Origin of the sequence: Aeromonas sp. QDB23 (assembly GCF_027707745.1) — a bacterium.
GTDB classification, from domain to species: Bacteria; Pseudomonadota; Gammaproteobacteria; order Enterobacterales; family Aeromonadaceae; genus Aeromonas; species Aeromonas allosaccharophila.
The window spans coordinates 1-24,400 of sequence record NZ_JAPCJA010000011.1 but is presented as its reverse complement, the minus strand read 5'-3'; the positions used below and the strand labels follow the sequence as shown (position 1 = coordinate 24,400).

The 24,400-nt window shown below is 58.1% G+C and carries 21 protein-coding genes and 1 pseudogene; 12 read left to right on the top strand and 10 right to left on the bottom strand.

Features of this window, described 5'->3' with window-relative positions:
• Positions 1 to 343 precede the first annotated feature (343 nt).
• Together PG888_RS07175 and PG888_RS07170 are read left to right on the top strand one after the other, a co-directional pair.
• Positions 344 to 1,285 (top strand): tyrosine-type recombinase/integrase, encoded by a 942-nt coding sequence (locus tag PG888_RS07175; protein WP_270693077.1) that lies wholly within the window; start codon positions 344 to 346, stop codon positions 1,283 to 1,285.
• Positions 1,286 to 1,446: 161 nt separating this feature from the next.
• Positions 1,447 to 1,731 (top strand): RepB family protein, encoded by a 285-nt coding sequence (locus tag PG888_RS07170; RefSeq protein ID WP_100653771.1) that lies wholly within the window; start codon positions 1,447 to 1,449, stop codon positions 1,729 to 1,731.
• 212 nt (positions 1,732 to 1,943) lie between these two features.
• Here the strand turns inward: PG888_RS07170 and rsmF are convergent, their stop codons facing one another.
• The 4 genes from rsmF to PG888_RS07150 all read right to left on the bottom strand — a co-directional run bounded on the left by rsmF (position 1,944) and on the right by PG888_RS07150 (position 7,341).
• Positions 1,944 to 3,374, bottom strand: a complete 1,431-nt coding sequence (rsmF, locus tag PG888_RS07165) for a 16S rRNA (cytosine(1407)-C(5))-methyltransferase RsmF (protein ID WP_270693078.1) — start codon at positions 3,372 to 3,374, stop codon at positions 1,944 to 1,946.
• A 146-nt stretch (positions 3,375 to 3,520) separates the two neighbouring features.
• Complete coding sequence (locus PG888_RS07160) at positions 3,521 to 6,073, bottom strand: MlaD family protein (protein ID WP_270693079.1); 2,553 nt, start codon at positions 6,071 to 6,073, stop codon at positions 3,521 to 3,523.
• 55 nt (positions 6,074 to 6,128) lie between these two features.
• Positions 6,129 to 6,731 carry a paraquat-inducible protein A gene (locus PG888_RS07155; protein ID WP_005333132.1) on the bottom strand — a complete coding sequence of 201 codons (603 nt, stop codon included), beginning with the start codon at positions 6,729 to 6,731 and terminating at the stop codon, positions 6,129 to 6,131.
• Entirely contained in the window at positions 6,715 to 7,341 is a 627-nt protein-coding gene (locus PG888_RS07150; RefSeq protein ID WP_270693081.1) for a paraquat-inducible protein A, read from the bottom strand. The genes PG888_RS07155 and PG888_RS07150 overlap by 17 nt, the downstream gene beginning before the upstream one ends.
• 147 nt (positions 7,342 to 7,488) lie before the next feature.
• Between PG888_RS07150 and prpB the strand changes: the two genes are divergently transcribed.
• Genes prpB through PG888_RS07135 form a run of 3 tightly spaced genes read left to right on the top strand, consistent with a single transcriptional unit; the run spans position 7,489 to position 10,970 of the window.
• Positions 7,489 to 8,376 (top strand): methylisocitrate lyase, encoded by an 888-nt coding sequence (gene prpB, locus PG888_RS07145; RefSeq protein WP_139462753.1) that lies wholly within the window; start codon positions 7,489 to 7,491, stop codon positions 8,374 to 8,376.
• 10 nt (positions 8,377 to 8,386) lie between these two features.
• A complete protein-coding gene (gene prpC, locus PG888_RS07140; RefSeq protein WP_100653765.1) occupies positions 8,387 to 9,514 on the top strand; it encodes a bifunctional 2-methylcitrate synthase/citrate synthase in 1,128 nt (375 codons plus the stop codon).
• 10 nt (positions 9,515 to 9,524) lie between these two features.
• A complete protein-coding gene (locus PG888_RS07135) occupies positions 9,525 to 10,970 on the top strand; it encodes a bifunctional 2-methylcitrate dehydratase/aconitate hydratase (protein ID WP_270693083.1) in 1,446 nt (481 codons plus the stop codon).
• An 86-nt stretch (positions 10,971 to 11,056) separates the two neighbouring features.
• Here PG888_RS07135 and PG888_RS07130 read toward each other — a convergent pair whose 3' ends face one another.
• Complete coding sequence (locus PG888_RS07130) at positions 11,057 to 11,785, bottom strand: FFLEELY motif protein (RefSeq protein WP_236267346.1); 729 nt, start codon at positions 11,783 to 11,785, stop codon at positions 11,057 to 11,059.
• A gap of 259 nt (positions 11,786 to 12,044) precedes the next feature.
• Between PG888_RS07130 and PG888_RS07125 the strand changes: the two genes are divergently transcribed.
• Both PG888_RS07125 and PG888_RS07120 read left to right on the top strand, forming a co-directional pair.
• Positions 12,045 to 12,377, top strand: coding sequence for a polyhydroxyalkanoic acid system family protein (locus PG888_RS07125; protein ID WP_270693084.1), 333 nt, complete (start codon positions 12,045 to 12,047; stop codon positions 12,375 to 12,377).
• A gap of 255 nt (positions 12,378 to 12,632) precedes the next feature.
• Positions 12,633 to 14,063 (top strand): wax ester/triacylglycerol synthase family O-acyltransferase, encoded by a 1,431-nt coding sequence (locus tag PG888_RS07120; RefSeq protein ID WP_270693085.1) that lies wholly within the window; start codon positions 12,633 to 12,635, stop codon positions 14,061 to 14,063.
• A 109-nt stretch (positions 14,064 to 14,172) separates the two neighbouring features.
• On the opposite strand, the gene PG888_RS07115 is transcribed toward PG888_RS07120, so the two are convergent.
• The 4 genes from PG888_RS07115 to PG888_RS07100 form a co-directional block, all read right to left on the bottom strand.
• Positions 14,173 to 14,961 carry a hypothetical protein gene (locus PG888_RS07115; RefSeq protein WP_236267343.1) on the bottom strand — a complete coding sequence of 263 codons (789 nt, stop codon included), beginning with the start codon at positions 14,959 to 14,961 and terminating at the stop codon, positions 14,173 to 14,175.
• A 25-nt stretch (positions 14,962 to 14,986) separates the two neighbouring features.
• On the bottom strand, positions 14,987 to 15,628 hold the full coding sequence (locus tag PG888_RS07110) for a TetR/AcrR family transcriptional regulator (RefSeq protein WP_270693086.1): 642 nt from the start codon (positions 15,626 to 15,628) through the stop codon (positions 14,987 to 14,989).
• A gap of 1 nt (position 15,629) precedes the next feature.
• Positions 15,630 to 16,817, bottom strand: coding sequence for a patatin-like phospholipase family protein (locus PG888_RS07105; RefSeq protein WP_270693087.1), 1,188 nt, complete (start codon positions 16,815 to 16,817; stop codon positions 15,630 to 15,632).
• 82 nt (positions 16,818 to 16,899) lie between these two features.
• Complete coding sequence (locus PG888_RS07100) at positions 16,900 to 17,472, bottom strand: phasin family protein (protein WP_042655803.1); 573 nt, start codon at positions 17,470 to 17,472, stop codon at positions 16,900 to 16,902.
• A 247-nt stretch (positions 17,473 to 17,719) separates the two neighbouring features.
• On the opposite strand from PG888_RS07100, the pseudogene PG888_RS07095 reads away from it, so the two are divergent.
• Positions 17,720 to 19,693, top strand: a pseudogene (locus tag PG888_RS07095) (SDR family oxidoreductase).
• Positions 19,694 to 19,772: 79 nt separating this feature from the next.
• On the opposite strand, the gene PG888_RS07090 reads toward PG888_RS07095, so the two are convergent.
• Positions 19,773 to 20,648: an esterase/lipase family protein gene (locus PG888_RS07090; RefSeq protein WP_270693088.1), complete on the bottom strand. Its 876-nt coding sequence runs from the start codon at positions 20,646 to 20,648 to the stop codon at positions 19,773 to 19,775.
• A gap of 170 nt (positions 20,649 to 20,818) precedes the next feature.
• Between PG888_RS07090 and PG888_RS07085 the strand changes: the two genes are divergently transcribed.
• The 4 genes from PG888_RS07085 to PG888_RS07070 all read left to right on the top strand — a co-directional run bounded on the left by PG888_RS07085 (position 20,819) and on the right by PG888_RS07070 (position 23,938).
• Positions 20,819 to 21,121: a YebG family protein gene (locus PG888_RS07085; protein WP_042655806.1), complete on the top strand. Its 303-nt coding sequence runs from the start codon at positions 20,819 to 20,821 to the stop codon at positions 21,119 to 21,121.
• 393 nt (positions 21,122 to 21,514) lie between these two features.
• Positions 21,515 to 22,777: a tyrosine-type recombinase/integrase gene (locus tag PG888_RS07080; protein ID WP_333563454.1), complete on the top strand. Its 1,263-nt coding sequence runs from the start codon at positions 21,515 to 21,517 to the stop codon at positions 22,775 to 22,777.
• 267 nt (positions 22,778 to 23,044) lie between these two features.
• On the top strand, positions 23,045 to 23,380 hold the full coding sequence (locus tag PG888_RS07075; RefSeq protein ID WP_270693092.1) for a hypothetical protein: 336 nt from the start codon (positions 23,045 to 23,047) through the stop codon (positions 23,378 to 23,380).
• 219 nt (positions 23,381 to 23,599) lie between these two features.
• Complete coding sequence (locus PG888_RS07070; protein ID WP_270693094.1) at positions 23,600 to 23,938, top strand: hypothetical protein; 339 nt, start codon at positions 23,600 to 23,602, stop codon at positions 23,936 to 23,938.
• Positions 23,939 to 24,400: the final 462 nt, after the last annotated feature.

Sequence of the window (24,400 nt, the reverse complement as noted above, 5' to 3'; positions counted from 1 at the left end):
TTATTTCAAATACCAAGCTGATTACCCACCTGAAAATAAAGTTAGCGCCACGTTATCTCTCACACATCCAGCCAATTCAACTCGTTCATCCATACAAAACTGGGTCGAATGATATTCCGATGTTTCGTCTGTTCACTGTGGCCAAAGAGCATTAAAACAGCATGCTATAAGTATCGATAATATTCATTATCGATACTTGATGTATGAGAAGGATCCTGTAAGATCCTCTCAAACTTCATATGAATCATAGAGTTCTGTGGCATATCCATCCTTGTCCAATCCGGCTCATAAGTCACTACAGACTGTTTTCGATGCACAGCTAAATAGTCGGGCACGCCGCTTTTTGCGCAGTGCAAAAGCGGATTCCACCCTCAATGCCTATCAGGCGGACACCCGTATTTTTGTCTTCTGGTGCCAATTGCACGGGTTGGATCCGCTACAAACCACTCATCACGACATCATGAACTTTCTGGCAGATCAGGCCGACGGGGTACTGGCTGACTGGGTATGGCTCAATAAAGAAGAAGGGAGAGGAGAGCTGCGTAATGGTGAACCGCGTAAACCGGCAACTCTGGTACGCAGGCTAGCCGGGATCCGTTATGCCTTCAAGCAGAAAGGCATTCATCCCATGCCCACCGAACATCCCGAAATCAAGGAGATGATGCGCGGTATTGTCAGGTTGGGGGATAACCGCAAACGCAAAACCGGCGCCCTGACGCTGCAGCCTTTGACCCAGGTGCTCGATGGCATCGACACCGGTGATCTGGCAGGCTTGCGTGATCACACCCTGCTGCTCTTGATGTTCAGTGGCGCCTTGCGCCGCTCGGAAGCTGCCCGAATTGAGGTGAGCGATCTCGATTTTGTGGGGCAGGGGCTCCGCCTTCGCCTCAAACCGAGCAAGCATCAGCTGCATGAAACCGAGATCGCCCTGATCCCGGGCAAGCACTATTGCCCCGTATCGGCACTGCAAAACTGGCTACACAAAAGCCGGATCAGCGAGGGGCCGCTGTTTCGGCGCATGAACCGCTGGGGTCAACTGATGGCCGAACCACTCGGCCCCCAGGGCATCAATCTGATGATCAAACGCCGAACCGGCCAAACCATCGACGATCTTTACGTCAGTGGCCATAGCCTGCGGCGCGGATTTATCACCTCGGCGGTGACTGCCGGCAAGCCAATGAACAAGATCATCGAGGTAACGCGCCACAAGGATATGCGAACCCTGCAGGAGTACTTCGATGACGCCCATAAATTCTCCGATCATGCCCTTGATGGCTTGCTTTGACACAACTGCGCTACTGCATTTTTTATGTTAAATGATATCTTGTTGATCTGATGATATATTTGCCGTGCAGCCTGCAGCCCAAAGGGGAAGGGCCATCTTCCTATGGATAATGGCATGTGATGAGAGATAACAAACTCGGAAATGTAATATCGCAAGGACATATGAGCCAAGAAATGACAGTGCGTGAAGAGCAAGAGGCGGTGCCCCAAAACAATGCCGAGCGGCAGCGCCAACATGTAAAACGCAAGCAGGAGACCCATACCCGGCTGCAATGCTGGATCAGCAATCGCCACGCCGAACGATTGGCCGCACTGGGTCTTCATCTCGAAGACAGTCAGGCATCACTCATCGAGCAGGCGATCGATCTGCTCTACCAACATGAGCTGGGTAGAGAACCTCCGTTTGAAAACAGAGTCGCCACACAGGTCGAAGAGACCGTTGAATAGACACAAGAGTGAAGTAACAGCGATACGTGAAGAGATAAAAAAAGCCAGGTACGAATTCCTTGTACCTGGCATAGGGGAATTGGCTCCTTGCAGAGCCGTGCGCTAACTGGTGTTCGGATTGCCTTAAGCTTAGACAAGGCTCAAGGCTTTTCAAGATCCCGATAAAAGTTCAACCGCAGTGTGGGTATCCAAACTCGTTCACGAACAGCCCACTATGCATTGAACAGATTGTTGTCACGTACCAGCTCGCGGGGGAGGGCATTCTTGACCCGACTGCCAACCCATTTCCCCATGCCCAGGGTATGCCCCTGATAGCGGACGATCACCTCGCCAGCGCCAGCATCCTGCTCTGGCCAGACATCCCGCCCCATCATGAATTCCCGCGCGTTGGCGCTATCCAGTTCGACCACGCCCTTGCTCGCTTTATCACCATAGGCCAGCGCCCACTCATGGGTGAGGCGATAGCCTTTCTTGAAGGTCTCGGCCAGCTTGATGCCGATGCGATCGAAACGCAGCTTGCCCTGTACCTGATCAAACCGCTTGGGGAAGAGCCAGATCTCGTCATTGCGACCAAACAGCTGCCCTTGAGGCGTCACGCCAAAGTTGGCCTCAATATCGCGCAACATGGGTTCCGCCTCTTTGGCCGGTAGCGGCGCAAAGGGGAATTTGCCGAGCTTGCCCGGCTTGAACATGGTGTTGGGCACGGAGTGATGCTTGCGCAATCTGGCGACGAAAAAGCCTTCACTGTCGAAGATCTGGGGCCAAACGTGCAGGTATCCTTCGGATGTGCAGGCCTGCTCTGCATAGGGGAACAGGTCGGCCAGCGAGTCAAAACTCAACGCATCGCCAAACTTGTCCAGCAGGGATTGGCAGACCGCCTGATTCTCCTGCTCACTCAAGGTGCAGGTGGAGTAGACCAGTACGCCGCCCGGTTTCAAGGCATGGAAGGCGCTCTCCAGCAACCCTTGTTGCACCGCCGCGATCTCGTCGATACTCTCGATGCTCCAGTTGCGCAGGGCATCTTCATCCTTGCGCACCGTCCCTTCGCCGGAGCAGGGGGCGTCGAGCAGGATGGCGTCGAAGGTCTCTGGCAACCACTGGCCAAACACCTTGGCATCAAAATGGGTCATGCCCACATTGGTCACACCGCAACGCTGGATGTTGGCGCTCAGCACCTTGAGCCGGCTGCTGGAAAACTCGTTGGCAACCAGCATCCCCTGATTGTTCATCAGGGCGGCAATCTGGGTGGTCTTGGAGCCGGGGGCCGCCGCCGCATCCAGCAACATGCCGTCCGCTTTGATCTTGTCGCTGGCAAATAGCGCCGTCACCGGCAGCATGGAGCTCGCTTCCTGAATGTAGAACAGCCCGCTCAGATGCTCGGCGGTGTTGCCAAGGGGGACGGTTTCATCGCTGCGGGTCAACCAGAAGCCGGTGTCACACCAGGGTACCGGGTCGAGCTGCCAACCCAATGGCTGCATCAGCGCGACGAAGTCGGAGACGGCGATCTTCAAGGTATTGACCCGAATGCTGCGGCGCAGCGGACGTCGACAACTGGCCACAAACTCATCCATCGAGAGATGGGTCGGCATGATGGCCGCAATGTGGCGTAAAAAATAATCGGGAAGGTAGGTGTTGTCGTGCACGGTGCCGTCTCGTTGACCGAAAAAGAGGGGCGATATCCTACCACAAGGCTAGGAATATTCTGAATCTGAACACCTTCAACAGGCTCCGGAATATAAAAAAGCCCGGCGCGAGGCCGGGCTTGGAGGATATACGCAAAGGGGAGGGATCAGGGCTGGATGCGCGGGCTCCACTCCTGCCACTCTTTCTCGGCTTTGCCGTAGAGCGGATAGCTGTGGCCTGCCTTGACGGTTGGCCCCATCTCCTTCTCCGGGGTATTGAAGGCGATGCCGCCAGCCAGCAGGCTCTGCACGGTTTCAACCTCGATGGTGCCGCCGGTCAGGCCGATATCTGCTTTGACCCCGGAGACATTCCAGAAGCGCGAGTTGGCCCGCACCAGATGGGCATACTCCTTCTCCACGTTGACGTCGATCACCACCTCGCTGCCATCCCGAGCCAGCGCCACCTGGGTGACACTGCCCACTACCATCTTGCGAAACAGTAGCGGACTGCCGACGCTCAGGCCATTGACGGAGGGGCTCTTGAGGGTCAGGGCCAGACCGACCGGGCCGACCTGACTCAAGGGGAAGCGATCTTTGCCAGCGCCTTTACCGGGTTGTGCTTCTACAAACGCCCCCTTGATCAGGGTATCGAGGTGAGCGACACCGCCCAGCCCCAGCTTGGCCTGCACCAGAGTAAAGCGGGCGCCGGACTGCAGGAAACGCTCGGCATAGTGGCCATCGAGTTCGGCCTTAAAGATCACCTGACCCAGAGACGGCTCCAGCTCGATCTCTTCAATTTTGCCGATATCGACCCCGCGATAGCGGATCGAGCTGCCAATCCCTAGCCCCGGATTGCTCTCTGCCACCAGTGACAGTTGGCGCACCTTGGCCTTGGCTTGCTCCCTGGAATCGAACAGTTGATGGCTGCTGCGGCCATTGGCCAACCGATCGAACTCGATGGCGCCACGCAGCAGGGTAGCGAGGTTGCCCACCTTGACCTGCACACCATCGACCCGCACCTTGGTGTCGATGGCCGGTTTTTTCCAGAATTGGGGTTGCTGGGCGAGGAGGGGAGCATAGACTCCATCAATCTCGAGTTCGATCTCGACCCCCTCTTTGGCGGCGCGCAGCTGTTTCACCTTGCCCGCTTCCAACCCCAGATAGAGCACAGGCGAGCCAATGCCGATGCCATCGGCCTGATCTGCCTTGAGCAACCAGTGCTGGGGCTTGGCATCACGGGTACCGAGCAGTGCCAGCTCTTGACTCGGGTAGAGACGGTTAATCCGCTCGCCACTGCTGGCTTGTACCAGCTTGATCCCGCCCCCCAACCATGCACTGGCCGGACTGGTTTCCACTTTGATACCGCTTAGATCGGCATCGATCTGCAGCGGGGCGGCGCGATAGAAGCGGGCACGATTGAGCAGGTGACCATAGTTCGGCGCCATCATCAGCTCAACGCTGGCATTGCCGCGCGCATCCAGGGTGAGCTGGCTGATGCGGCCCACCTGCAATCCCTTGTACCAGACAGGTGCATCCTGATTGAGCCCCGCCAGATCGTCAGCCTGCAGCACCACCTTGGTGCCGCTCTGGGGGGCGCGATCGGTCAGGGTCATCTTCTGTACCGGTTTGCCCGCCACATAGTCGAGGCGAATGGCCGGGCCGGAGAGCAGGCGATCTGCATGCTGCACGCCAGTCGCGGAGAGGGAGACGCTCTCCCACACCAGTTGACTCTTGTCGGTAATGCGATAAGCCTGCTCCGGGTTGATCAGCGCTGTGACCATCCGGCCTTTATCGGTAAGCCGAATGGGGTCGATACGACCGATCTCGATCCCCTCATAGAGGATGGGCATCCCCTCTTTGACAGGAAGATCGCCAGCCGCAATGTCGATACGCTCGCCACGCGCCGCTTCTGCCAGCCCCTTGTAGAGAACGAAGGTTTGCCCTTTCTCCGACTCGGGAGACGCTTTGGGGGAGTCAAAGGCGATACCGCCGCTCAGAATGGAAGTGAGGCTGCCTGCCTCAACGCTGACGCCAGCCAGACTGAAAGAGCCCTTGATACCGCTGATATTCCAGAAGCGGGTATCGGCTTTGACCAGATGTTCAAAACGCGGCTCGATCACCAGATCCAGAATGACGTTCTGGTTGTCCTGACCCAGACGGGTATTGATGACGCTGCCCACCTCGATGCCGCGGAAATAGAGCTTGGCGCCAATCCCCACAGAACCCAGCGAATCGGCAGTCAGGTGCAACATCCGCCCCTGAGCCTGATAACCGGGAGGAGGGCCCTCCAGGGCATCGAAGGTCTCCTCCAGCGGATTGCTTTCACGCCCCGGTTGCAGGTTGATGTAGTTGCCGGAGACCAAGGTATCGAGACCGGAGATCTCGGTGAGCGACGCTTTGGGGCTCACCAGCCAGAAGTCGGATCCCTTGCGGATCAGCGGTCTGGCACGGCTGTCAATCTTGGCCATCACCGCAATCTTGCGGCCATCTTCAGCCAGCTCCAGCTCTTGCACCACGCCGATGGCCACCCCCTGATAACGCACCTGGGTTTTACCCGGCAAGATGCCGTTGCCTTGCGCGAAGTTGATCTGGATAAGCTGGCCACGGCTCAATACCTGCTGATAGAGAAAGCCACCTGCCAGCAGCAGGGCTATCAGGGGTAACAGCCAGACCGGCGATAACCAGCGACGCTTTTCAATGACGGGTTCAGCCCCGATCATAGTGACTCCTTATTGGCTGGATTAAACAGCACATCAGACAAAAACAAAGAAATCATTAACGGGCCGCCTTGTCCCACAGTAAACGGGTATCGAGCATGCGGGCCGACATCATGGTCAGCACGACCACACCGGCAAAGGCGGTAGCCCCCGGGCCAGCGCGGACACTCAGCAGTACACCCCGATCGACCAGTGCCACCATCAGCGAAATCACGAACAAGTCCAGCATTGACCAGCGACCAATAAAATCGATCACCCGATACATCACCAGCTGGCGCTTGCGCCGCACCGGCTTGGCTCGCTGCAACTGCCAGCAGATCCAGCCCAGCCCCAATATTTTGCCCACCGGCACCAGTATGCTGGCGGTGAGAACTATGGTGGCAATCCCGCTCATTTTGCTGCGATAGAGCATCATGATACCGCTGAAGATGGTATCTGACTGCAGCAACCCCTTGTTGTAGAAATGGGTAATGGGCAACAGATTGGCAGGCAACAACATGAAGGTAGCGAGCGCCAGCAAGCCCCACGACCAGGCGAGGGAGCGGGGAATGCGCACCTGCAATTTGCTGCTGCAACGGGGGCAGACTGCCCCGGCTTGATAGCGCACCAGCAAACCACAGGTATGGCAGCGACAGAGTCCCATCTCACGGGCGCTGGTCATGTTCCGGCTCCTTTAACGGGATCCGCGCCCAGTAGGGGGCGGGGTCAAACAGGATCAGCAGGGTCATGTTGAGCAGCATCAGAATACCGAGGCTGAGCAACCCGCCACCGAGGCGCACATCGGCGATATCGATCAGTTTGAACAGGGCAACCAGCAGGCTGACGATATAGACCTCCAGCATGGCCCAGTGGCGAAACACCTCGACCAGCTTCAAGGTGACGGGAAGAATGTGCCAACGTTTTGCCAGACCCGAAGCCAGCGCAAAGATCCCTGCCAATAACCCCACCGGCGCCAACACGGCGCACCAGAGCACCAGGCTGGCTACCCACCATTCACCTTCGCCAAACAGCACCAGGATACCGCGCAGCAGGTCGGCGTCGGTGTTGACCCCCGCCAGCCGCAGATAGATCAGCGGCTCAAAAAATGCGGAGGGCAGCAGCAGAAAACCGGTGATGGTCAGGGCCATCAACTGGGAGGGACGAAAGGCATAACGGCCATAGAGATGCTGGTGACAACGCGGGCAGTGGGCATGGCGACGCAGCGGCAGTGCTTTGCGCTGGATCAGCAAGTCGCACGCCGGACAGACAATCACGGAACTGGGCTCCATCATACAATTCAACCTGTTGAAGGAATTGGTGAAATTTACCCTAAAACCGGTTTCCTGTCTTGCCTGCGGCCAGAATGTTACGAAAGTATAATTGACGTTAACGTAAACGTGATATTAGATAACCAAACTAGACAGGTGAAAGGAGTCATGATGTCCAGTTTGTCCCCCTCGGCAGGCCTGCGCTTTCGCACCGCCCTTGCCAATGAACATCCCCTGCAGATCGTCGGCACCATCAATGCTTATATGGCGCTGATGGCCGAGCGCAGCGGTTTTCAAGCCCTCTATCTCTCCGGCGCCGGGGTAGCCAATGCCTCCTACGGCTTGCCGGATCTCGGTATGACCTCCCTCAACGACGTGCTGATCGATGCCGAGCGGATCACCGCCGCAACCCGTGTGCCGCTGTTGGTCGATATCGATACCGGCTGGGGCGGGGCATTCAATATCGCCCGCACCATCCGCGCGTTCGAGCGGGCCGGAGTTGCAGCCGTGCACATGGAAGATCAGGTGGCCCAAAAGCGCTGCGGCCACCGTCCCAACAAGGCTGTGGTGTCGCTTGAGGAGATGTGTGATCGCATCAAGGCAGCAGTGGATGCCCGCGAGAATAGCGAGTTCGTCATCATGGCCCGCACCGATGCGTTGGCGGTGGAGGGGATGGAGTCGGCTCTTGAACGCACTGCCGCCTATGTGGCCGCTGGGGCCGACATGATCTTCGCCGAGGCGGTAACCGAGCTGGCCCAGTACGACCAGTTCAAGCAAGCGGCCAAAGTGCCGATCCTCGCCAACATGACCGAGTTCGGCAAAACCGAGCTGTTTGACAAAGAGCAACTAGCCGCGCACGGGGTCGACATGGTGCTCTACCCCTTGAGTGCCAACCGAGCCGCCAATCAGGCCGCTCTCAACGTCTATCAACATATTCGCCAGGATGGCCATCAAAGGGCTGTCGTGGAGACCATGCAGACCCGGGAGTCGCTCTACGACTTCCTCGGATATCACCACTACGAGCAGACACTGGATCGTCTGTTTACAGCCAAGGAATAGGAGGCAGCTTATGGGACAGCAAAAACCGTTGGGTGGGGCAGGTCTGCGTGGGCAGAGTGCAGGGGAGACCAGTATCTGCACCGTGGGCAAGAGCGGCACCGGTCTTACCTATCGCGGCTATGACATCAAGGAGCTGGCCGATAGCGCCCAGTTCGAGGAGGTCGCTTATCTGCTGCTCAAGGGGGAGTTGCCCGGTGAGCAGCAGCTTGACGCCTACAAGCGCGAACTGCGTCGCCTGCGCACCTTGCCCCTGCCGCTGCTGGAGGTACTGGAGCGGATTCCCGCCGATGCCCATCCCATGGATGTGCTGCGCACCGGCTGCTCCATGCTCGGCGATCTGGAGCCGGAAGATGGCTTCGAGCATGAGCATGAAGTGGCGGATCGGCTGTTGGCCGCCTTCCCGGGCATTCTGATCTACTGGTACAAGTTCAGCCACGAGGGCGTACGCATCGCCCTCGATACCGATGAAGAGTGCATCGGTGGCCACTTTCTGGCGCTGCTGCACCAAAAAGCGCCGAGCGAGCTGGAGCGGCGGGTGATGCATGTCTCCCTCATCCTCTACGCCGAGCATGAGTTCAACGCCTCCACCTTTGCGGCGCGGGTTTGCGCCTCGACGCTCTCTGACATGTTCTCCTGTATCACTGCCGCCATCGGTACCCTGCGCGGCCCGCTCCACGGCGGAGCCAACGAGGCGGCCATGGCGATGATCGAACATTGGCAAGATGAAACGCAGGCAAGGCGCGAACTGCTGGCCAAGCTGGCGGCCAAGGAGAAGATCATGGGCTTTGGCCACGCTATCTACCGCACTTCTGATCCGCGCAACGTCATCATCAAGGAGTGGTCGGCCAAGCTCGCCGAGGCGGTGGGGGATGATCGCCTCTATCGCGTCTCCTGCGAAGCGGAAAAGGTGATGTGGGAAGAAAAAGAGCTCTTTCCCAATGCCGACTTCTTCCATGCCAGCGCTTATCACTACATGGGGATCCCGACCAAGCTGTTCACCCCCATCTTCGTCTGCTCACGGGTCACCGGCTGGTGCGCCCACGTGATGGAGCAGCGCGAGCACAACCGGATCATCCGTCCGAGCGCCGATTATGTCGGCCCGGCCCCCCGTCACTTTGTCTCTCTACAACAACGATAAGGAAGTCACGATGTCCGCCAACGTCGACGTCAACCACAGACCAGACCCCGATCAGGTGCTGGTCGATATTGCCGATTATGTCTGCAACCACCCCATTACCAGCGAGGCTGCCCTCGACACTGCCCGCTACTGCCTGATGGACACCCTTGGCTGTGGCCTGCTGGCCCTGCGCTTCCCCGAATGCACCAAAAACCTTGGCCCCATAGTCCCCGGTACACTGGTACCCCATGGTGCCCGGGTGCCCGGTACCCAGCTTTGCCTCGATCCGGTCAAGGCGGCCTGGGATATCGGCGCCATCATCCGCTGGCTCGATTACAACGACACTTGGCTAGCCGCCGAGTGGGGTCACCCATCCGACAATCTGGGCGGCATTCTCGCCACTGCCGATTGGCTCTCCCGTACTCGCGTGGCAGAGGGCAAGGCACCGCTCACCATGGCTGATGTGCTGGTGGCCATGGTCAAAGCCCACGAAATTCAGGGGGTGCTGGCGCTGGAGAACTCCTTCAATCGGGTCGGTCTCGATCACGTGGTACTGGTCAAGGTCGCCAGTACCGCCGTGGTGACTCATATGCTTGGCGGCACCCGCGATCAGGTAATCGATGCGGTATCCCAGGCCTGGGTCGATGGCCAGAGCCTGCGTACCTACCGCCATGCCCCCAATGCGGGGTCGCGCAAAAGCTGGGCGGCGGGGGATGCAACCTCTCGCGCGGTGCGCCTCGCCCTTATCACCATGAGCGGCGAGATGGGCTATCCAGGCGTACTGAGCGCGCCCAAGTGGGGTTTCTACGACGTGCTGTTCAAGGGCAATCAGTTCGCCCTGCATCAAGGGTACGGCAGCTATGTGATGGAAAACGTGCTGTTCAAGATCTCCTATCCCGCCGAGTTCCATGCCCAGACCGCGGTAGAGTGCGCCATGAAGCTGCACGGTCAGGTGAAGGGGCGGATCGACGAGATAGACCGTATCGAGCTCACCACCCATGAGTCGGCCATTCGCATCATCAGCAAGGTCGGCGCCCTCAACAACCCGGCCGATCGGGATCACTGCCTGCAGTACATGGTGGCGGTGCCGCTCATCTTCGGTCGCCTGATCGCCGAGGATTACGAGGACGATGTTGCCGCCGATCCCCGCATCGACGCGCTACGCGGCAAGATGGTGGTGCAGGAGGACAAGCGTTACAGCCGCGAATATCTGGAGGCGGACAAGCGCTCCATTGCCAACGCCATCCAGATCTTCTTCAAGGACGGCACTCACACCGCCAAAGTGGAGGTGGAGTACCCGGTCGGCCATCGTCGCCGTCGGGAGGAGGGGATCCCGCTGCTGGTGGAGAAATTCCAGCACAATCTGGCCACCCGCTTCCCGGCCAAACGGGTCAACGACATTCTGGCCCTTTGTCAGGATGGGTCACGGCTTGCCGCCACCCCGGTACACGCCTTTATGGATCTGCTGGTGATCTGACCGATATCTACCGGCAAACAGTGATAAACGAAAAGCGGGCTCATCGGCCCGCTTTGTTATTCCGGCGGCTGCTCCCTCGATAAGCCTTACTCAAGCGCACTGCTGTCGCCGTTAAAGAGCGCCGTCATGATCGCCGTCTCACGACTGGCGATGGTCTCGAGGAACTCGTTGGCACGCCCCATCTGATGACACACCTGATAGCCGCGCTCGACAAAGGAGAAGAGCTCGCCCAGCCCCGCCAGATGGGCGGGCCCTGACACCAGCTTGAGGGTTGCCCCCACCAGCGGTTTTCTCGCCAGTCTGTCCAGCGTCATGCCAAGCTCGCTCACCAACGCAATCTGATGTTCCCGGCGCGCCTGTTCACCCACGGCACGATAGGCGATGGTGTAGTGGTCCGGCGTGATGGGATCAATGCCATCAATGCGCCGCAGCGCCACCACCATCAGGTAATCCAGCTCTTCGGAGAGGGCATCAAGCTCGATCGCCTGCGCCAGCACCTTGAGGCCGGACTCCGGCAACAGTCGCTCGGCGGTCGGCATCACCCGCATCACGTCCGCATCGCGGCGGGCGCAATCCCCGGGGCCATAGAGATCGGTCAGGAAAAACTCGGCGGCAGGGCCATAGCGGTCACTCTCCAGTAGATCTCGATGGGTTCGCCCCAACCGGTCGGCCTGCCACTGGCGTAGCCGATCCCGATCCTGCTGATCTTCCGGGTGGGCACGCATCTGCTCGCGCAAGGCTGCAACCCGCTTGAGCAGGCGGTAGAGCCGACCCAGGGTGCTATCGTCGTCGTGGGCATGTTCTTGATGCGTCATCTACAGCTCTCTGGCCTTGGGCCCATTGATAGGGATTGGGTGATACGAAGATACAAGTGAATGAAAAACAAGCAGCTTTTGCTGACCGTTCCGTGACAAGTGTAGCGCGCACGGGGGAGGGAATAAATGCCATGCCCCGCTGATGGCCTGCATCCCTCTCGACTCTGTTAAGTGAGTCCCATTTATGTGAACCATCCTTTCATTTGTTGTGAACATGTGTTTAATATCAATAACTAACTTATGACCCAGAGTAACGACCATGTTCTTCAACTTGCTCGCTGGCAGCAGCGCACTCTCTATCATTCAGATCAGCCGTCAGCATCCGCTGGGATTGGCCGCCGCCCGGCTCGCGGCCGAAGCCATCGCTGCGGACATGAGCGAGAGCTATCAACTCGATTGCGAATGGGCAGATGAAGAGGAGACCGAGCTACACTTTCGCGGCTCAGGGGTACATGGCACTCTCACCCTAGACGAAGATACCCTGGAACTGGAAGTGCATCTTGGCTTGATGCTGTTGCCGGTACGCAGCGTACTGGAGCAAGAGATCCTCGATTATGTCGACAATCGCTTACCTTGCCCCAAACGTGTTTGAAACTTTTCGTTGCACTGGCTTTAAATAAACCAGCTGTAAACGATGGCTGTTTGAAATAAGTTGGCAAGCCATATGGTTTGTCAGATTTATTATTCGGCGAGGTCTCGATTCTATTTTGTAAGTAATCTTTCATCTTTATTTCATATTTCGAGTCGGCACTCATTAATGTCATTCTGATTGCATCAAGTCTTCATCCGGATATGAGGGCAGAAGCAATTTGCCGCCTCGATAAATTCATTTTGTAGGGAAACAACCATGCCACTGAGTGAATTTATCTCCTGCGTCGATACCGCCTGGTTACGCATGGACAGACCCAACAACCTGATGCAGATCATCGGTGTCCTGATGTTTGAAGGAGAGCTTGATGAAGCGCGTCTGCGGGCCGGATTGCGCCATACCATTTCGGTGCAACCCCGCTTTCACCAGCGGGCCGTGCTGGAAGGGGGCTCCTACTACTGGCGTCATGATCCCGATTTCGATCTCGATCAGCACCTCAAGCGAGTGATCCTGCCGGGTGAAGCAGGCAAGCTGGAGCTGGAGAAGCTGGTGGCCGATCTCGCCTCGACGCCGCTCAACCACCAGCGCCCCCTGTGGGATATGCACCTGACCGACACGTCGCTGGGTGGGCAAGCGCTGGTGGTGCGCATACACCACGCCATGGGCGACGGCTTCTCGCTGGTGCGGGCCATGCTGACCATGATGGATAACACCCAAGAAGGGGCGCCGCGACCACCATCACCGGAGCCACTGGATGACAGCGATGACGAGGATGAGGAGGATTGCCACCAGGGCAGCCGTCTGGTGCGGGCCGGTCTCAAGCTGACCGGTAGCCTCTGGTCCAAATATGTCGAAGTGGTCACCCATCCCACCAAGGCGGTGGATTACCTCAAGACCGGGCGGGATGTGGCGAGCGAGCTGTGCAATATCGCCACCCTCGGTGATGATTCACCCTGCCGCCTGCGTGGCAAGACTACCAGCACCAAGCGGGTGGCCTGGTCGGAGCAAATTGATCTGCCGGATATCAAGGCGGTGGGCAAGGTACTGGGCTGCTCGGTCAACGATCTGCTGATCGCCGCCACCGCAGGGGCGTTTCGCCACTACCTGCAGGAGAAGGGGGATGATGCCAACAAGGTCAAGATCCGCGCCCTGGTGCCAGTCAATATGCGTGCACCGGACGATGAGGGGGCACTTGGCAACCGCTTCGGGCTGGTGGCCCTGGACTTGCCACTGGATGTTGAACACCCGTTGCAGCGGCTCTATACCGTGCGTGACCGGATGCAGGCGCTACGCACCTCGCTGCAACCCGTGGTGGTGCTCAACTTGTTACATGCCCTTGGCATGGCCCCCAATGTGGTGCAACAGCAGGCCGTCGAGCTGCTCACGGCCAAGGCCAGCGCGGTGATCACCAATGTGCCCGGCCCGCAGCAGACCCTCTATCTGGCTGGAGCAAAATTGCGTCAGCCGCTGTTCTGGGTGCCGCAATCGGGGGATATCGGCGTCGGCGTCTCCATCCTCTCTTACGATCACAAGGTGCAACTGGGCCTAATCACCGACAAGAAGCTGGTACCGGACCCGGATCGGGTGGTCGAGCGGTTTGCGGTGGAGTTCGAGCAACTGCTGTTGCTGGTGCTGATGGAGCCGGAGCTACTGTTTGACCCCAACGGACTGGATGCGCTGCTCGGTTGAGTGTGCACTTGAGCGACCGGTGACGGCGTAGCCAACCGGTCAGCTCCCATCATGAAAGAGGCCAACCCGCGGGTTGGCCTTTTGTTTTTCTTAGCGGTAGAAATGGCGGTTAATCCTCCAGCTCCTCGCGCGCCGCCTCCACATCGAGGCGCTCCATGGCATCCATGGGTTCGCACTCGGCCGCTTCGGCATAGAGGGCTTCGGCGGCTTTCAGGCGGCTCTTGCCGTGCAGCATCACCTGAGCGTTGGCGTACTCCATGCGGGCGATAGCCGAGTCGGGGATCAGCGCCAGCGCCTCCTTGAAGTGACGCTCGGACTCCTCCTTCTTGGCGCCATAGGTGAGGCCGCCGATCATGGCCCCCAACTTGTCGACGATCTCCGCATGCCAGGCACCAAAGGCGATATGGGCCTCGGCGTGATCTGGTGCCAGATCCAGCGCCTTCTCAAGGCTTGCCTTGATCTTGTCGCCAATGCCTTGCGAGAGGGCCTTGGAGATGGAAATGAGCTGACTGTAGCGACCGAGTGCCAGCGCGTGGAAATACCAGGCGTTGGCGTTCTTGGGCTGGCGTTTTTGCAGCTTCTCGGCATGGCTGGCCGCCCGCTCGAAGGCGGCGCGCTTGGCATACTTGTCCTCCAGCAGGTAGCTGGCGTGGATCACCAGTGCCTTGTTTGCCACATTGAGGCCCGCCTCACCGGCCGCTTCACCAAGAGCGACGGCTCGGGCAAAATCCCCGGCATGATAGGCCCGCCAGGCATCCTGTACCTGTTCATCTTCGGGCCAGGGTTCGGCATCCCCCTGATGGAGACGATCCCAGTTGTCCGCCAGCTTCTGGCCAGCATAGTCATAGGCCGCATCCGCGTAGGGGAAGGGGACAAATTCGAGTTGTGAAGTGGTCATGCATATTCTCCCTGTCGCATGTGAATCAAACCTTGTCGGTGTAGTGGTGGGCGAGGGCGCCCAGATGAGCGCGGGCATCGGCCCGCAAATAGGGGGCGACCAGCTGCATCACCTGAACGACGCCGAGGGCGATATCGGCATCCGCCTTGGGGTGCAGTGCCCGCTGGTAAGAGATCCAGAATGTGCCCACCAGCGCCACATTGGCCGCCAGGGTGCGCATCTGTTGCGCCGTGCCCTCCATCAGCCCGGCCGTTTGCAGGTGATTGCAAATGGCGGCGGCGGTCTGCTCCTTGCGGCGCAGCAGGGCGGAAAAGCGCTGCTCCACCTGATGATAACTACTCATCAGGGTCGCGATATCGTAGTAGAGGAAACGGTACTGCCAGATGGCCTCAAACATCAGATGGAGGAAAAGCCAGATATCTTCCGCCTCATCGGAGGGGGTCGTGACCGCATCCAGCAGGCGATCCATCTGCTGCTCGAATTCACCGAACAGGGCGTTGACGATCTCCTCCTTGTTGTGGAAGTGGTAGTAGAGATTGCCCTGGCTTATCTCCATCTCGGCCGCAATGGCCGAGGTAGTGACGCCGGGTTCGCCCTGCCGGTTGAAGCAGGCGAGGGCAGTGGTCAGGATCCGCTCCCAGGTACGGCGTTTGGGTTTGCGATCCATGCTACTCCTTCGAGGGTGAACGGCGCACGCCGTGGCGATAGCGTTTGGCAAGCCAGTGCTGCAACTGCTCCAGCGACTTGTCTAGCGCATCGACCGAGCCACTGCCGGGGACCAGCAGGGTACGATGTTCATCTGCCAGCGCCGCCAGATTGAGCTCGAGGCCATGCTTGGCCAGCACCGGCGCCAGCTCGTCACGGCGTTGCCAGAGATCGCGGCTGGTGTGCTGGTAGGCGTGCTCGCAGAGGCGGCGACGATCCCGATAGCTGAACACATTGGTAAAGAACATCTCGCCATCGGCAGAGGAGGGCTCAAACAGCAGGGCGTCGGCGTCGGGATATTGATGTTTGTAACGATCCATCCCCACATGCATGCGGGAGTGGATGATGGCGCGAAAAGTCTGGGCCAGCACCACTGGCAAACCGCTATCCACCAGATTGGTCGGCGCACCGGCGGCCATGTCCGCATCATAGGGCACCAGCGGATTGATGCAGAACACCAGATCCGCCCCCTCTTGCAGCGCCACCGAGGCGTGCAGGGTCTTGATCAGCGCCCCGTCCACATAATAACGGCCATTGATCAGCGAGGGGGGAAAGAGGCCGGGCAGGGCGGCCGAAGCCTGTACCGCTGCCGAGATGGGCACGTCATCGAGCCCCGGGCTGCCGAAGGCAACCGGATGACCGGTGTCGAGTTCGGTGGCCACCACAAACAGCCGGCTGTGCAGCTGGCGAAAATCGTTGCTGCGGCCGGGGCGAGAGAAAAACTGGGTCAGGGTGCGATCCACCCCGCGGTTGTCAAACAGTCCGGTCGGAATAGCCTTGGAGAGCCCCTGCAGCGACTCAAACAGGCTGCGCTTCCAGGGAGCCGCCAGATAGTAGGTCAGACTCTGCCACGCCAGCGGCGGGATCGAGGTCAGGCGTTCGGCGTATTCCCGAAAGGCGGGGCGCAGCAAGGTCGCCGGGTCAAACATCTCCCCCGCATCATCGCTGAGCAGGATCCGCACCAGCTTCGCCGGGGAGATACCGTTGGCCAGTGCCGATGCCACCACGGCCCCCGAGCTCACGCCAACATAGATGTCGGCATGGTCGAGACGCAGACCGCTGATGCTGTCGGAGAGCGCCGCACAGGCACCGATCTCGTAGATGCCACCGAGCGGCCCGCCGCCGGCAAGGGCAATTGCGATGGTACTCATAGCGTCGCCTCCCTATCCATGACAAGACCGGCCCAGCGAGGGGCATGGGCCGGTATCAACTACCTTCTTTCACCGTGAGGGATCAGGGCAGGACGCTTTCCGCTTTGGCCTTCACCTCTTTCACCGCATCTTCGGCGGCGGAGAGCAGATCGGCGGCCTGCTCGACCACCGCCTCTTTAGCCTTGGCTACCGGCGCTTTCTTTACCGGCGGCTTGCGAGCGGCGGGCTTCTTGGCGGCTGCCGGCTTGGCTTCGGCTTCAGGGGCCTCTTCATCCTGGGCATCCAGCAGTTGCTGCACCACATCGGTCAGTTCGGCCATGCGCTTGGAGAGCTTGTCGATATCTTTGCGGGTCGGGATACCCAGACTGGCCACGGCGCGGGCGACGCGATCTTCAAACACCTGCTCCAGACGGCCCCAGGTATTGGCGGTCTTGTCGGTCACAGCGGCAATCTTCTCATCGGCGCTCTGACGGGTTTTGGCCTGCAGCGCTTCCCCTTCCTGCACCAGGGCTTCAAAGATCTTGCCACCCTCTTCCTGTGCTTTGGCATAGGCACCCAGACCCGCCAACCAGATCTGCTGGGTGGACTCCTTGATGGTGGAGGTGAGTTGGTTGTCGGTCACTGACCCTGCCAGTGCTTTCAATTTCTTAGCCATGATCTTCTCCTTGAATAACGACAGTTAAACGTAATGGCGACAACGACAACTGCAATCCGGTTGTGGCATTACTGATTTTTCAACTCCAGTCTAGGGACAAAAAATAGAGGGTTCTACCTAATAACGAAATAGTGAATGGGTGGAAATAAGGGATGGCTCACGAACCGGCAATCGAATTGCAGATTTCCATATGAAGCGTGATATATCTAACGGTAAGTAACAGCCAAATCAGTAGCGGAACAATGACATGAACTATTTCATCACAGGCGGAAGTGGCTTTATCGGGCGCAGGTTGATCAAAAAATTGCTGGAGCGCTCGCCCGATAATCGGGTCTATTTTTTGATGCGCGCCTCTCATCAGGATAAATTGCCGGAGTTGTTTGCATTCTGGAATGTGGATGAGCAAAGAGCCGTGCCGATCATTGGCGACATGACGCTGCCACTGCTGGGGGTATCAGCCGCCGAGCAGGAACAACTCCTCGGCCAGATCGATCACTTTTTCCATCTCGCGGCGATCTACGATCTCAACGCCAAGGCAGGCATCCAGCAACAGGTGAATACCGAAGGAACCCGCCAGGCGGTGCAACTTGCCGAGCGGTTGGGGGCGGGGCAGTTCCACCACTGCAGCTCCATCGCCGCAGCGGGCCTGTTTGACGGTCTGTTTCGGGAAGACATGTTCGACGAGGCCGAACACCTCGACATGCCCTATTTCCAGACCAAACACGAAGCTGAAGGGATCGTTCGTAACGAATGCACCATTGCGTAGCGCATCTACCGGCCGGGCATCGTCGTCGGTGACGCCAATACCGGCGAGATGGACAAGATCGACGGCCCTTACTACTTCTTCAAGACCATTCAGAAGCTGCGCCGTCTGCTGCCGCCCTGGATGCCCGCCATCGGGGTGGAAGGGGGCCGCATCAATATCGTGCCGGTCAACATTGTGGTCGATGCCATGGCCCATATCGCCCATCAGGACGGGGAGGAGAACAAAACCTTCCACCTGACCGATCCCAATCCGATGCGGGTTGGCGACATGCTCAGCACCTTCTCCCGTGCCGCCCATGCGCCGGAACCGGCCATTCGCATCAACGCCTCCCTGTTCAGCTTCATTCCCCGCCACCTGACGGTGATGCTGATGACCATGACGCCGGTGCGCCGCATTCGCGATGCCGCCATCGCCGATCTGGGGCTACCCAAGGATATCTTCCGCCTCATCAACTACCCGACCCGTTTTGACAGCCGGGAAACCCAGCGGCTGCTGAAAGGCACCGGCATCGAAGTGCCGCCGCTGCACAGCTATGCCTGGCGACTGTGGGATTACTGGGAGCGCCATCTCGACCCCGAGCTCTTTATCGATCGCTCCCTGCGCGGTCGGGTCGAAGGAAAAGTGGTGCTGGTGACCGGCGCCACTTCCGGCATAGGCCGCGCCACCGCACGCAAGCTGGCGGGGGCGGGGGCCATCGTGGTGACCATCGCCCGCGATGAGCAGAAAATTGCCGAAATCCAGGCCGAGTTTGCCGAACTGGGGCTCACCATGCAGGTCTATCAGGGCGATCTCGCCGATCTGGCGCAGGGTGAGGCGATCACCCGGCAGATTGTCGAGGAGCACGGCGGGGTGGATATCCTGATCAACAACGCCGGCCGATCCATCCGCCGCTCCATTGAGGACTCCTTCGAGCGCTTCCACGATCTGGAGCGTACCATGCAGCTCAACTACTTCGGGGCGCTCAAGGTGATCATGGGGGTGCTGCCCACCATGATCGAGAAGAAGAAAGGGCACATCATCAACATCTCCTCCATCGGGGTGTTGACCAATGCGCCGCGCTTCTCCGCCTATGTTGCCTCCAAGTCGGCCCTCGATGCCTGGGTGCGAACTGCGGCTTCCGAGTTTGCCGACAAGGGGGTGAGCTTCTCCATCATCAATATGCCGCTGGTGAAAACGCCGATGGTCGCCCCGACCAAGCTCTATGAGCAGGTGCCGATGATGACACCAGAAGAGGCGGCAGACTTGGTGTGCGATACCATCATCAACAAGCATGTGCGGCTGGCAACCCGCCTCGGGGTGTTCGGTCAGGTGGTTCATGCGCTGGCGCCGCGGGTCGCGCAGGTGATCATGAACACCAGTTTCCGCACCTTTGCCGATCCCAAGGATGGCGACAAATCCAAAGCCACCGCCGATCAGGTTGCCGTCTCCACCCTGATCAAGGGGATCCATTTCTAACCGGATGATGCGCTAAAGAGATGAGCAGGGGCCTGAGCAATCAGGCCCCTGTTTTATTTGGCAAAACAATTAAGGAAGGTCAGGCTCGAGCCAGCAGATCAAGCAGCAGATCGGTGGTGCGGCGGGAGTAAAGCAGAGAAAGATGGCCGATGGCGGGCAACTCGATATCGTCCATCCCCGCCAACCGTTGCCGCTCCTGCGGCATCACCACGTTGTCATGGCTGGTGCGCACCGAGATGCCGGGCACGCAAAGCGGCACTGAGGCGAAACGCTGCAACCAGCCGGACCCGGGCTCCATCTCGCGGGCGTTGGCCCCCAGTCCAAGGGCGGCCAGCTGACTGCCCTGATGGGGGGTGGCCAGGGTGATCAGGCACGCAACCTTGTCACCGCCATGAAGAGCCAGATAGTCGCGGCAGACCAGCCCGCCCATGCTGTGACCGACCAGCACCAGCTGGTCGGCGCCGGTCTGCGCCAGCACATCGTCAATCCGGGTGGCCAGCAGCGGCACCATCTCGTCGATATGACCAAATGGCGGCATCAGGGTAATGGTGGCGACCACATGGCCTGCAGCTTCCAGTCGGGCACGCTGGGTACGCCAGATCCCGCGACTGCAACCGTAGCCATGCACCAGCAATATGGGGCGCGGGCATGGGTGCAGCCGATCGGGAGCCATCAGCAAAGGCTCGAACGGCAGCAACCAGGTGAAGGTGTAGAGGTAGGCCAGCATCTCCTGCGCCATCATCTTCACCCTACGCCAGGCGCTAATGGCCGGGGAGGGGTAGAAGCGGGTAAACAGCCAGCTGCCGAGCACCACCAGACAGCGCAAACCCAGCAGGGCAAACACCACAAACAACAGGGTCAGCAACCAGGGAAGTCCCATGACCAGGTGGGCGATGCTCCCGAGGAGCAGCACCTCAACCATCAGCAGGATAAACAGATGTCGTACGATCGTCATAAGACCATGATCCGACCAGTCAGACGTGGAAGTCAAATGGCACTTTGAGACAGCTTGATCCAGCGCCGCTTTTACCGCTAAACCTCGGCGAACTCTTTTCCGGTGAGGTTATTTGCAATACTGTATATCCATACATATACTCTACCCATCATCACCAAGAGGAGGCCATCATGGCTGTCGAGATAAAATATGTGGTTGTTCGTGGGGGAGTGGAAAAAATGACCTTTGCCAGCAAAAAAGAGGCCGATGCCTATGACAAGCTGCTGGATACGGCCGACGAGTTGATGACCCTGTTGGCTGGTGCCCCGATCGAGCTGGCACCAGAGCAGCAAGAGAGTCTGGCATTCTACCTGGCAGAGCAGCGTGATGTGCTGCAAACCCTGCTGCGTGGCGGCAAGGTTCAGGCTGGCGCGAAAGAGGAAGAGGCTCCAGCTGCCAAGCGCAAAGAGAAGCCACTCAAACAGGTGGCCTGATTGCCCAAGCCTGCTATTTCTCGGCATAATTTCTCGGCGTAGATAGCCCATCCCATTCATTTAATTTGCATTTAAAACCATTTTTACGGCTATTTACCCCGAGAATTTTTTAACAACCGTGCATATCACATGCATAACTGAATAGCGTGTGGCGATGAGCGACGTCAGCCAAACCAACGAGAAAATAACGAGCAAACAAGAGTGAGGTCGTCGTCCTGCTCGCTCCAGACAGCCTCAATCGGCAGCAACAAGTGACAGTACAAACACCAACAGAAGTCGCCTTCATGCATTACGAGCCCATTTCTATCGTCTCGGCTCACAGACTCATATCGATTCATCTCATCACCAACAAGCAACACCATGACTCAACACCCATTATCTTTGCCGCCCGCCATGCCGCTGTTTGACAGCCTGATCTATCTGGAAGCGGGCAACCCGCAGGTCAATCAGTACCTTGCCAACCTCAGCCTCAACGATGTGCCCGATGCCGGACTGGTTTACGAACTGGCGGTCGACTGGCTGCTGGAGCAGCGCAACAGCGAAAACAACTACAAAACCTATCGCAGCGAACTGACCACCTTTTTGCACTGGTGTTTTCGCGAGGCTGCCATCAGCCCGAAAGATCTCACTCGCCGCATCATGATCCGCTATCTCGACTACTGTCAGTCCCCCCCTGACGAGTTGATCGCCTATCGCAACGTGGCGCAGTTTGTCCTCGACAAGGAGTGGGGAGAGCGATTGCCCAATCCGCAATGGCGACCATTTCTCGGCAAGCGGGATCTGGGCCGCACCTTGCCCTATCGTCTGAGCGAGCAAGCAATGAAGACCAAGCTCGCCATCTTGTCGGCCTTCTTCCAGTTCCTGATCCAGGAGGAGTACATGGACCGCAATCCCGCCCTGCTGCTGCAACGGGTCAAACGACCGCAGCAGCCGGAGGAGGGCGAGCAGGTGCAATGCTTTAGCGAGTTGCAATGGTCCTACGTGATGCAGGCTGCTGATACCCTGGCCAGCGACCACCCTGAACAGCACGAACGCAGCCGCTTTCTCATCATTCTGATGTATGCCTGCTATCTGCGGATCTCCGAGGTTGCCGCCAGGCCTGGCTTTACGCCGGTGATGGGGCAGTTTCGCCGGGATCGCAAAACCGGCGTCTGGGGCTACTTCATTCCACAGAGCAAGGGGGGCAAACGGCGTACCGTGGCCGTCTCCCAGGCGCTGCTGGCAGCACTCGAACGCTACCGCCACTTCCTCGGTCTCTCCCCCTTGCCGACACCGGACGAGCAGACGCCGCTATTCGTTCGCCATAAAGCGGCAGCACATGGCCGCGAGCAGGGCGAACTCAACGCCAACCTCGGCATTCGCCAGCTACGGGATTTGATCATGGTGATCATCGGCAAGGGGGCCGAGCTGGCCGAGCAGGATGGCTTTGCCCAGGATGCGGCCGAAATGCGGCAACTCTCTCCCCACGCCATTCGCCATACCGGGATCACCCATGACATCAACCTGCACGGGCGGCCTCTCTCCCACGTACAGGCCGATGCTGGACATGACAGCATCGACACCACCTCGAAATATCTGCACACCAGCAACAGTGAACGGCATGAGAGTGCCCAACAGAAACCGCTGGACCGCTTAAACAGCAAAAGTGAGAGATAACAACCAAAAAAACTAACGACCAGTGTGACATTGCCCCCCTGTTCTCTGCAGGTTATTTTTGACACAAAAAGTGGTTCATTAAGGTCTCATACAAGCTGGAGCTGTTACTTTGCACTTCTCCAAAATGGCAATCGGTTCAGGGAACACTTTCGTGGCTCACACGGGGCGGTAAGGAACGAGTGCGTTGCCATCAGCGGGATAAACCGTTATCCCGCAGCAGAGAGAAAACAAACAATTACATAGCTTGCTGAACTACCGAGACACCCTATGCCGCTAGATATCATCAAAAAAACCTACAAGATTGTCGGACAAGGCGATCTGATGGCGCAATTTACCCTGCTCCCTTCAGGCACATTAAACATCTGGTTTCCCGACACCGGATTACAACTGGAAGCCCCCTGCAGTCAGCTTCGCTTTGAAAATGACACCCTGCTCTATACCAATGGGATGCACTACAGCCAGGCGAGGGCATTCTGGTCGCTGACGCTCCATGGTGTCGATATGAGTGAACTGAAGAGACTGATCATCGAGGTGTGCAATAATTGCCGACCCGCGCACCAACCAACAGCCATGCCAAAACGCAAACGGTGGTTGACCGCCTGAAGGATTAACAGCAAGGCCGGTATCGCAAGATACCGGCCTTTTTCACGTCATGACGCAGCGTTGAAAAGCGAACAGAGTAGCGGGATCTGCAATATCCGGATTGGCCGCCATGAATGTAACACTTTAATAACATTGATATTTATTACTGACATGCTCCTTGCATATCCAGTCATCATTGGTGATATTGATATCAATATACCCCGATACCAAGGAGCAGGTATGCAAGTGGCAGTGGTGGAAAAGACATTCAGGATCGTCGGAAAAGGTTCGCTAATAGCCCAGTTCACCTTTATCTCATCAGGTACGCTGCATATCTGGTTTCCGGATGTGGGACTGCAGATGGAAGCCCACTGCAAGCAGCTGCGTATCGAAGATTGCACCATTATCTATACCAATGGCCTCCATCACGGCCAGCCGCGAGCACTCTGGTCCTTGACCCTCCATCCCGACGATATGAACGAGCTCAAACGCATCTTGCAGCAATTCAATACCAGCCTCTATTTAGCCTGCCAGCCTCCCACTATGGCTATCGCCAAGCAGGCCTTGAGCCTGAATTGACTCAAGGCTCGCCAGGAAGAATTGTTTCAAACAGACCCTGTCATTACACCAGTGTCCAGGCAGGGGGAGGGGATATCACCCTCTCCCGATAACTCCTGATAGCACCTGAAGGTTTTATACACAGCCCATGCTGATCGCCGGGATGATTACTTCAAGCCGGAACAGGCATCACCTGACTTTCTGGTTGAGCGCAAAGCGATTGTGGGTGAGGGGACGTTGCCGGATCAGTTGGCTAGGCCGACATCTATATTCTCAAGCGGCAAGGGAACAGGATGGCTGGGTTGACCAACTTGAGTCGTGAATTGGGCAACATTAACATTGCAGAACAGAATAGCCGCAAAGGTGTTTCATCTTGGATAAGCAGACTTCATAAGGGGATTGGTACCTCAGAGATCCCCTCATTTTTAGAGACTCAAATAATTCCAAGTGTGCGGGTATATAAGCGGTGTTGCTTCAGGTAGT

Excerpts from the sequence above, each read along its gene's own strand:
- prpC (WP_100653765.1), top strand. The coding sequence starts at position 8,387 with ATGGGACAGCAAAAACCGTTGGGTGGGGCAGGTCTGCGTGGGCAGAGT.
- PG888_RS07160 (WP_270693079.1), bottom strand. The coding sequence starts at position 6,073 with ATGATCGGGGCTGAACCCGTCATTGAAAAGCGTCGCTGGTTATCGCCG.
- PG888_RS07110 (WP_270693086.1), bottom strand. The coding sequence starts at position 15,628 with ATGGATCGCAAACCCAAACGCCGTACCTGGGAGCGGATCCTGACCACT.
- PG888_RS07100 (WP_042655803.1), bottom strand. The coding sequence starts at position 17,472 with ATGGCTAAGAAATTGAAAGCACTGGCAGGGTCAGTGACCGACAACCAA.
- PG888_RS07090 (WP_270693088.1), bottom strand. The coding sequence starts at position 20,648 with ATGACGATCGTACGACATCTGTTTATCCTGCTGATGGTTGAGGTGCTG.
- PG888_RS07085 (WP_042655806.1), top strand. The coding sequence starts at position 20,819 with ATGGCTGTCGAGATAAAATATGTGGTTGTTCGTGGGGGAGTGGAAAAA.
- PG888_RS07115 (WP_236267343.1), bottom strand. The coding sequence starts at position 14,961 with ATGACCACTTCACAACTCGAATTTGTCCCCTTCCCCTACGCGGATGCG.
- PG888_RS07170 (WP_100653771.1), top strand. The coding sequence starts at position 1,447 with ATGAGCCAAGAAATGACAGTGCGTGAAGAGCAAGAGGCGGTGCCCCAA.
- PG888_RS07135 (WP_270693083.1), top strand. The coding sequence starts at position 9,525 with ATGTCCGCCAACGTCGACGTCAACCACAGACCAGACCCCGATCAGGTG.
- PG888_RS07105 (WP_270693087.1), bottom strand. The coding sequence starts at position 16,817 with ATGAGTACCATCGCAATTGCCCTTGCCGGCGGCGGGCCGCTCGGTGGC.
- PG888_RS07080 (WP_333563454.1), top strand. The coding sequence starts at position 21,515 with ATGCCGCTGTTTGACAGCCTGATCTATCTGGAAGCGGGCAACCCGCAG.
- PG888_RS07150 (WP_270693081.1), bottom strand. The coding sequence starts at position 7,341 with ATGATGGAGCCCAGTTCCGTGATTGTCTGTCCGGCGTGCGACTTGCTG.
- PG888_RS07125 (WP_270693084.1), top strand. The coding sequence starts at position 12,045 with ATGTTCTTCAACTTGCTCGCTGGCAGCAGCGCACTCTCTATCATTCAG.
- prpB (WP_139462753.1), top strand. The coding sequence starts at position 7,489 with ATGTCCAGTTTGTCCCCCTCGGCAGGCCTGCGCTTTCGCACCGCCCTT.
- PG888_RS07155 (WP_005333132.1), bottom strand. The coding sequence starts at position 6,731 with ATGACCAGCGCCCGTGAGATGGGACTCTGTCGCTGCCATACCTGTGGT.
- PG888_RS07075 (WP_270693092.1), top strand. The coding sequence starts at position 23,045 with ATGCCGCTAGATATCATCAAAAAAACCTACAAGATTGTCGGACAAGGC.
- PG888_RS07120 (WP_270693085.1), top strand. The coding sequence starts at position 12,633 with ATGCCACTGAGTGAATTTATCTCCTGCGTCGATACCGCCTGGTTACGC.
- PG888_RS07130 (WP_236267346.1), bottom strand. The coding sequence starts at position 11,785 with ATGACGCATCAAGAACATGCCCACGACGACGATAGCACCCTGGGTCGG.
- PG888_RS07070 (WP_270693094.1), top strand. The coding sequence starts at position 23,600 with ATGCAAGTGGCAGTGGTGGAAAAGACATTCAGGATCGTCGGAAAAGGT.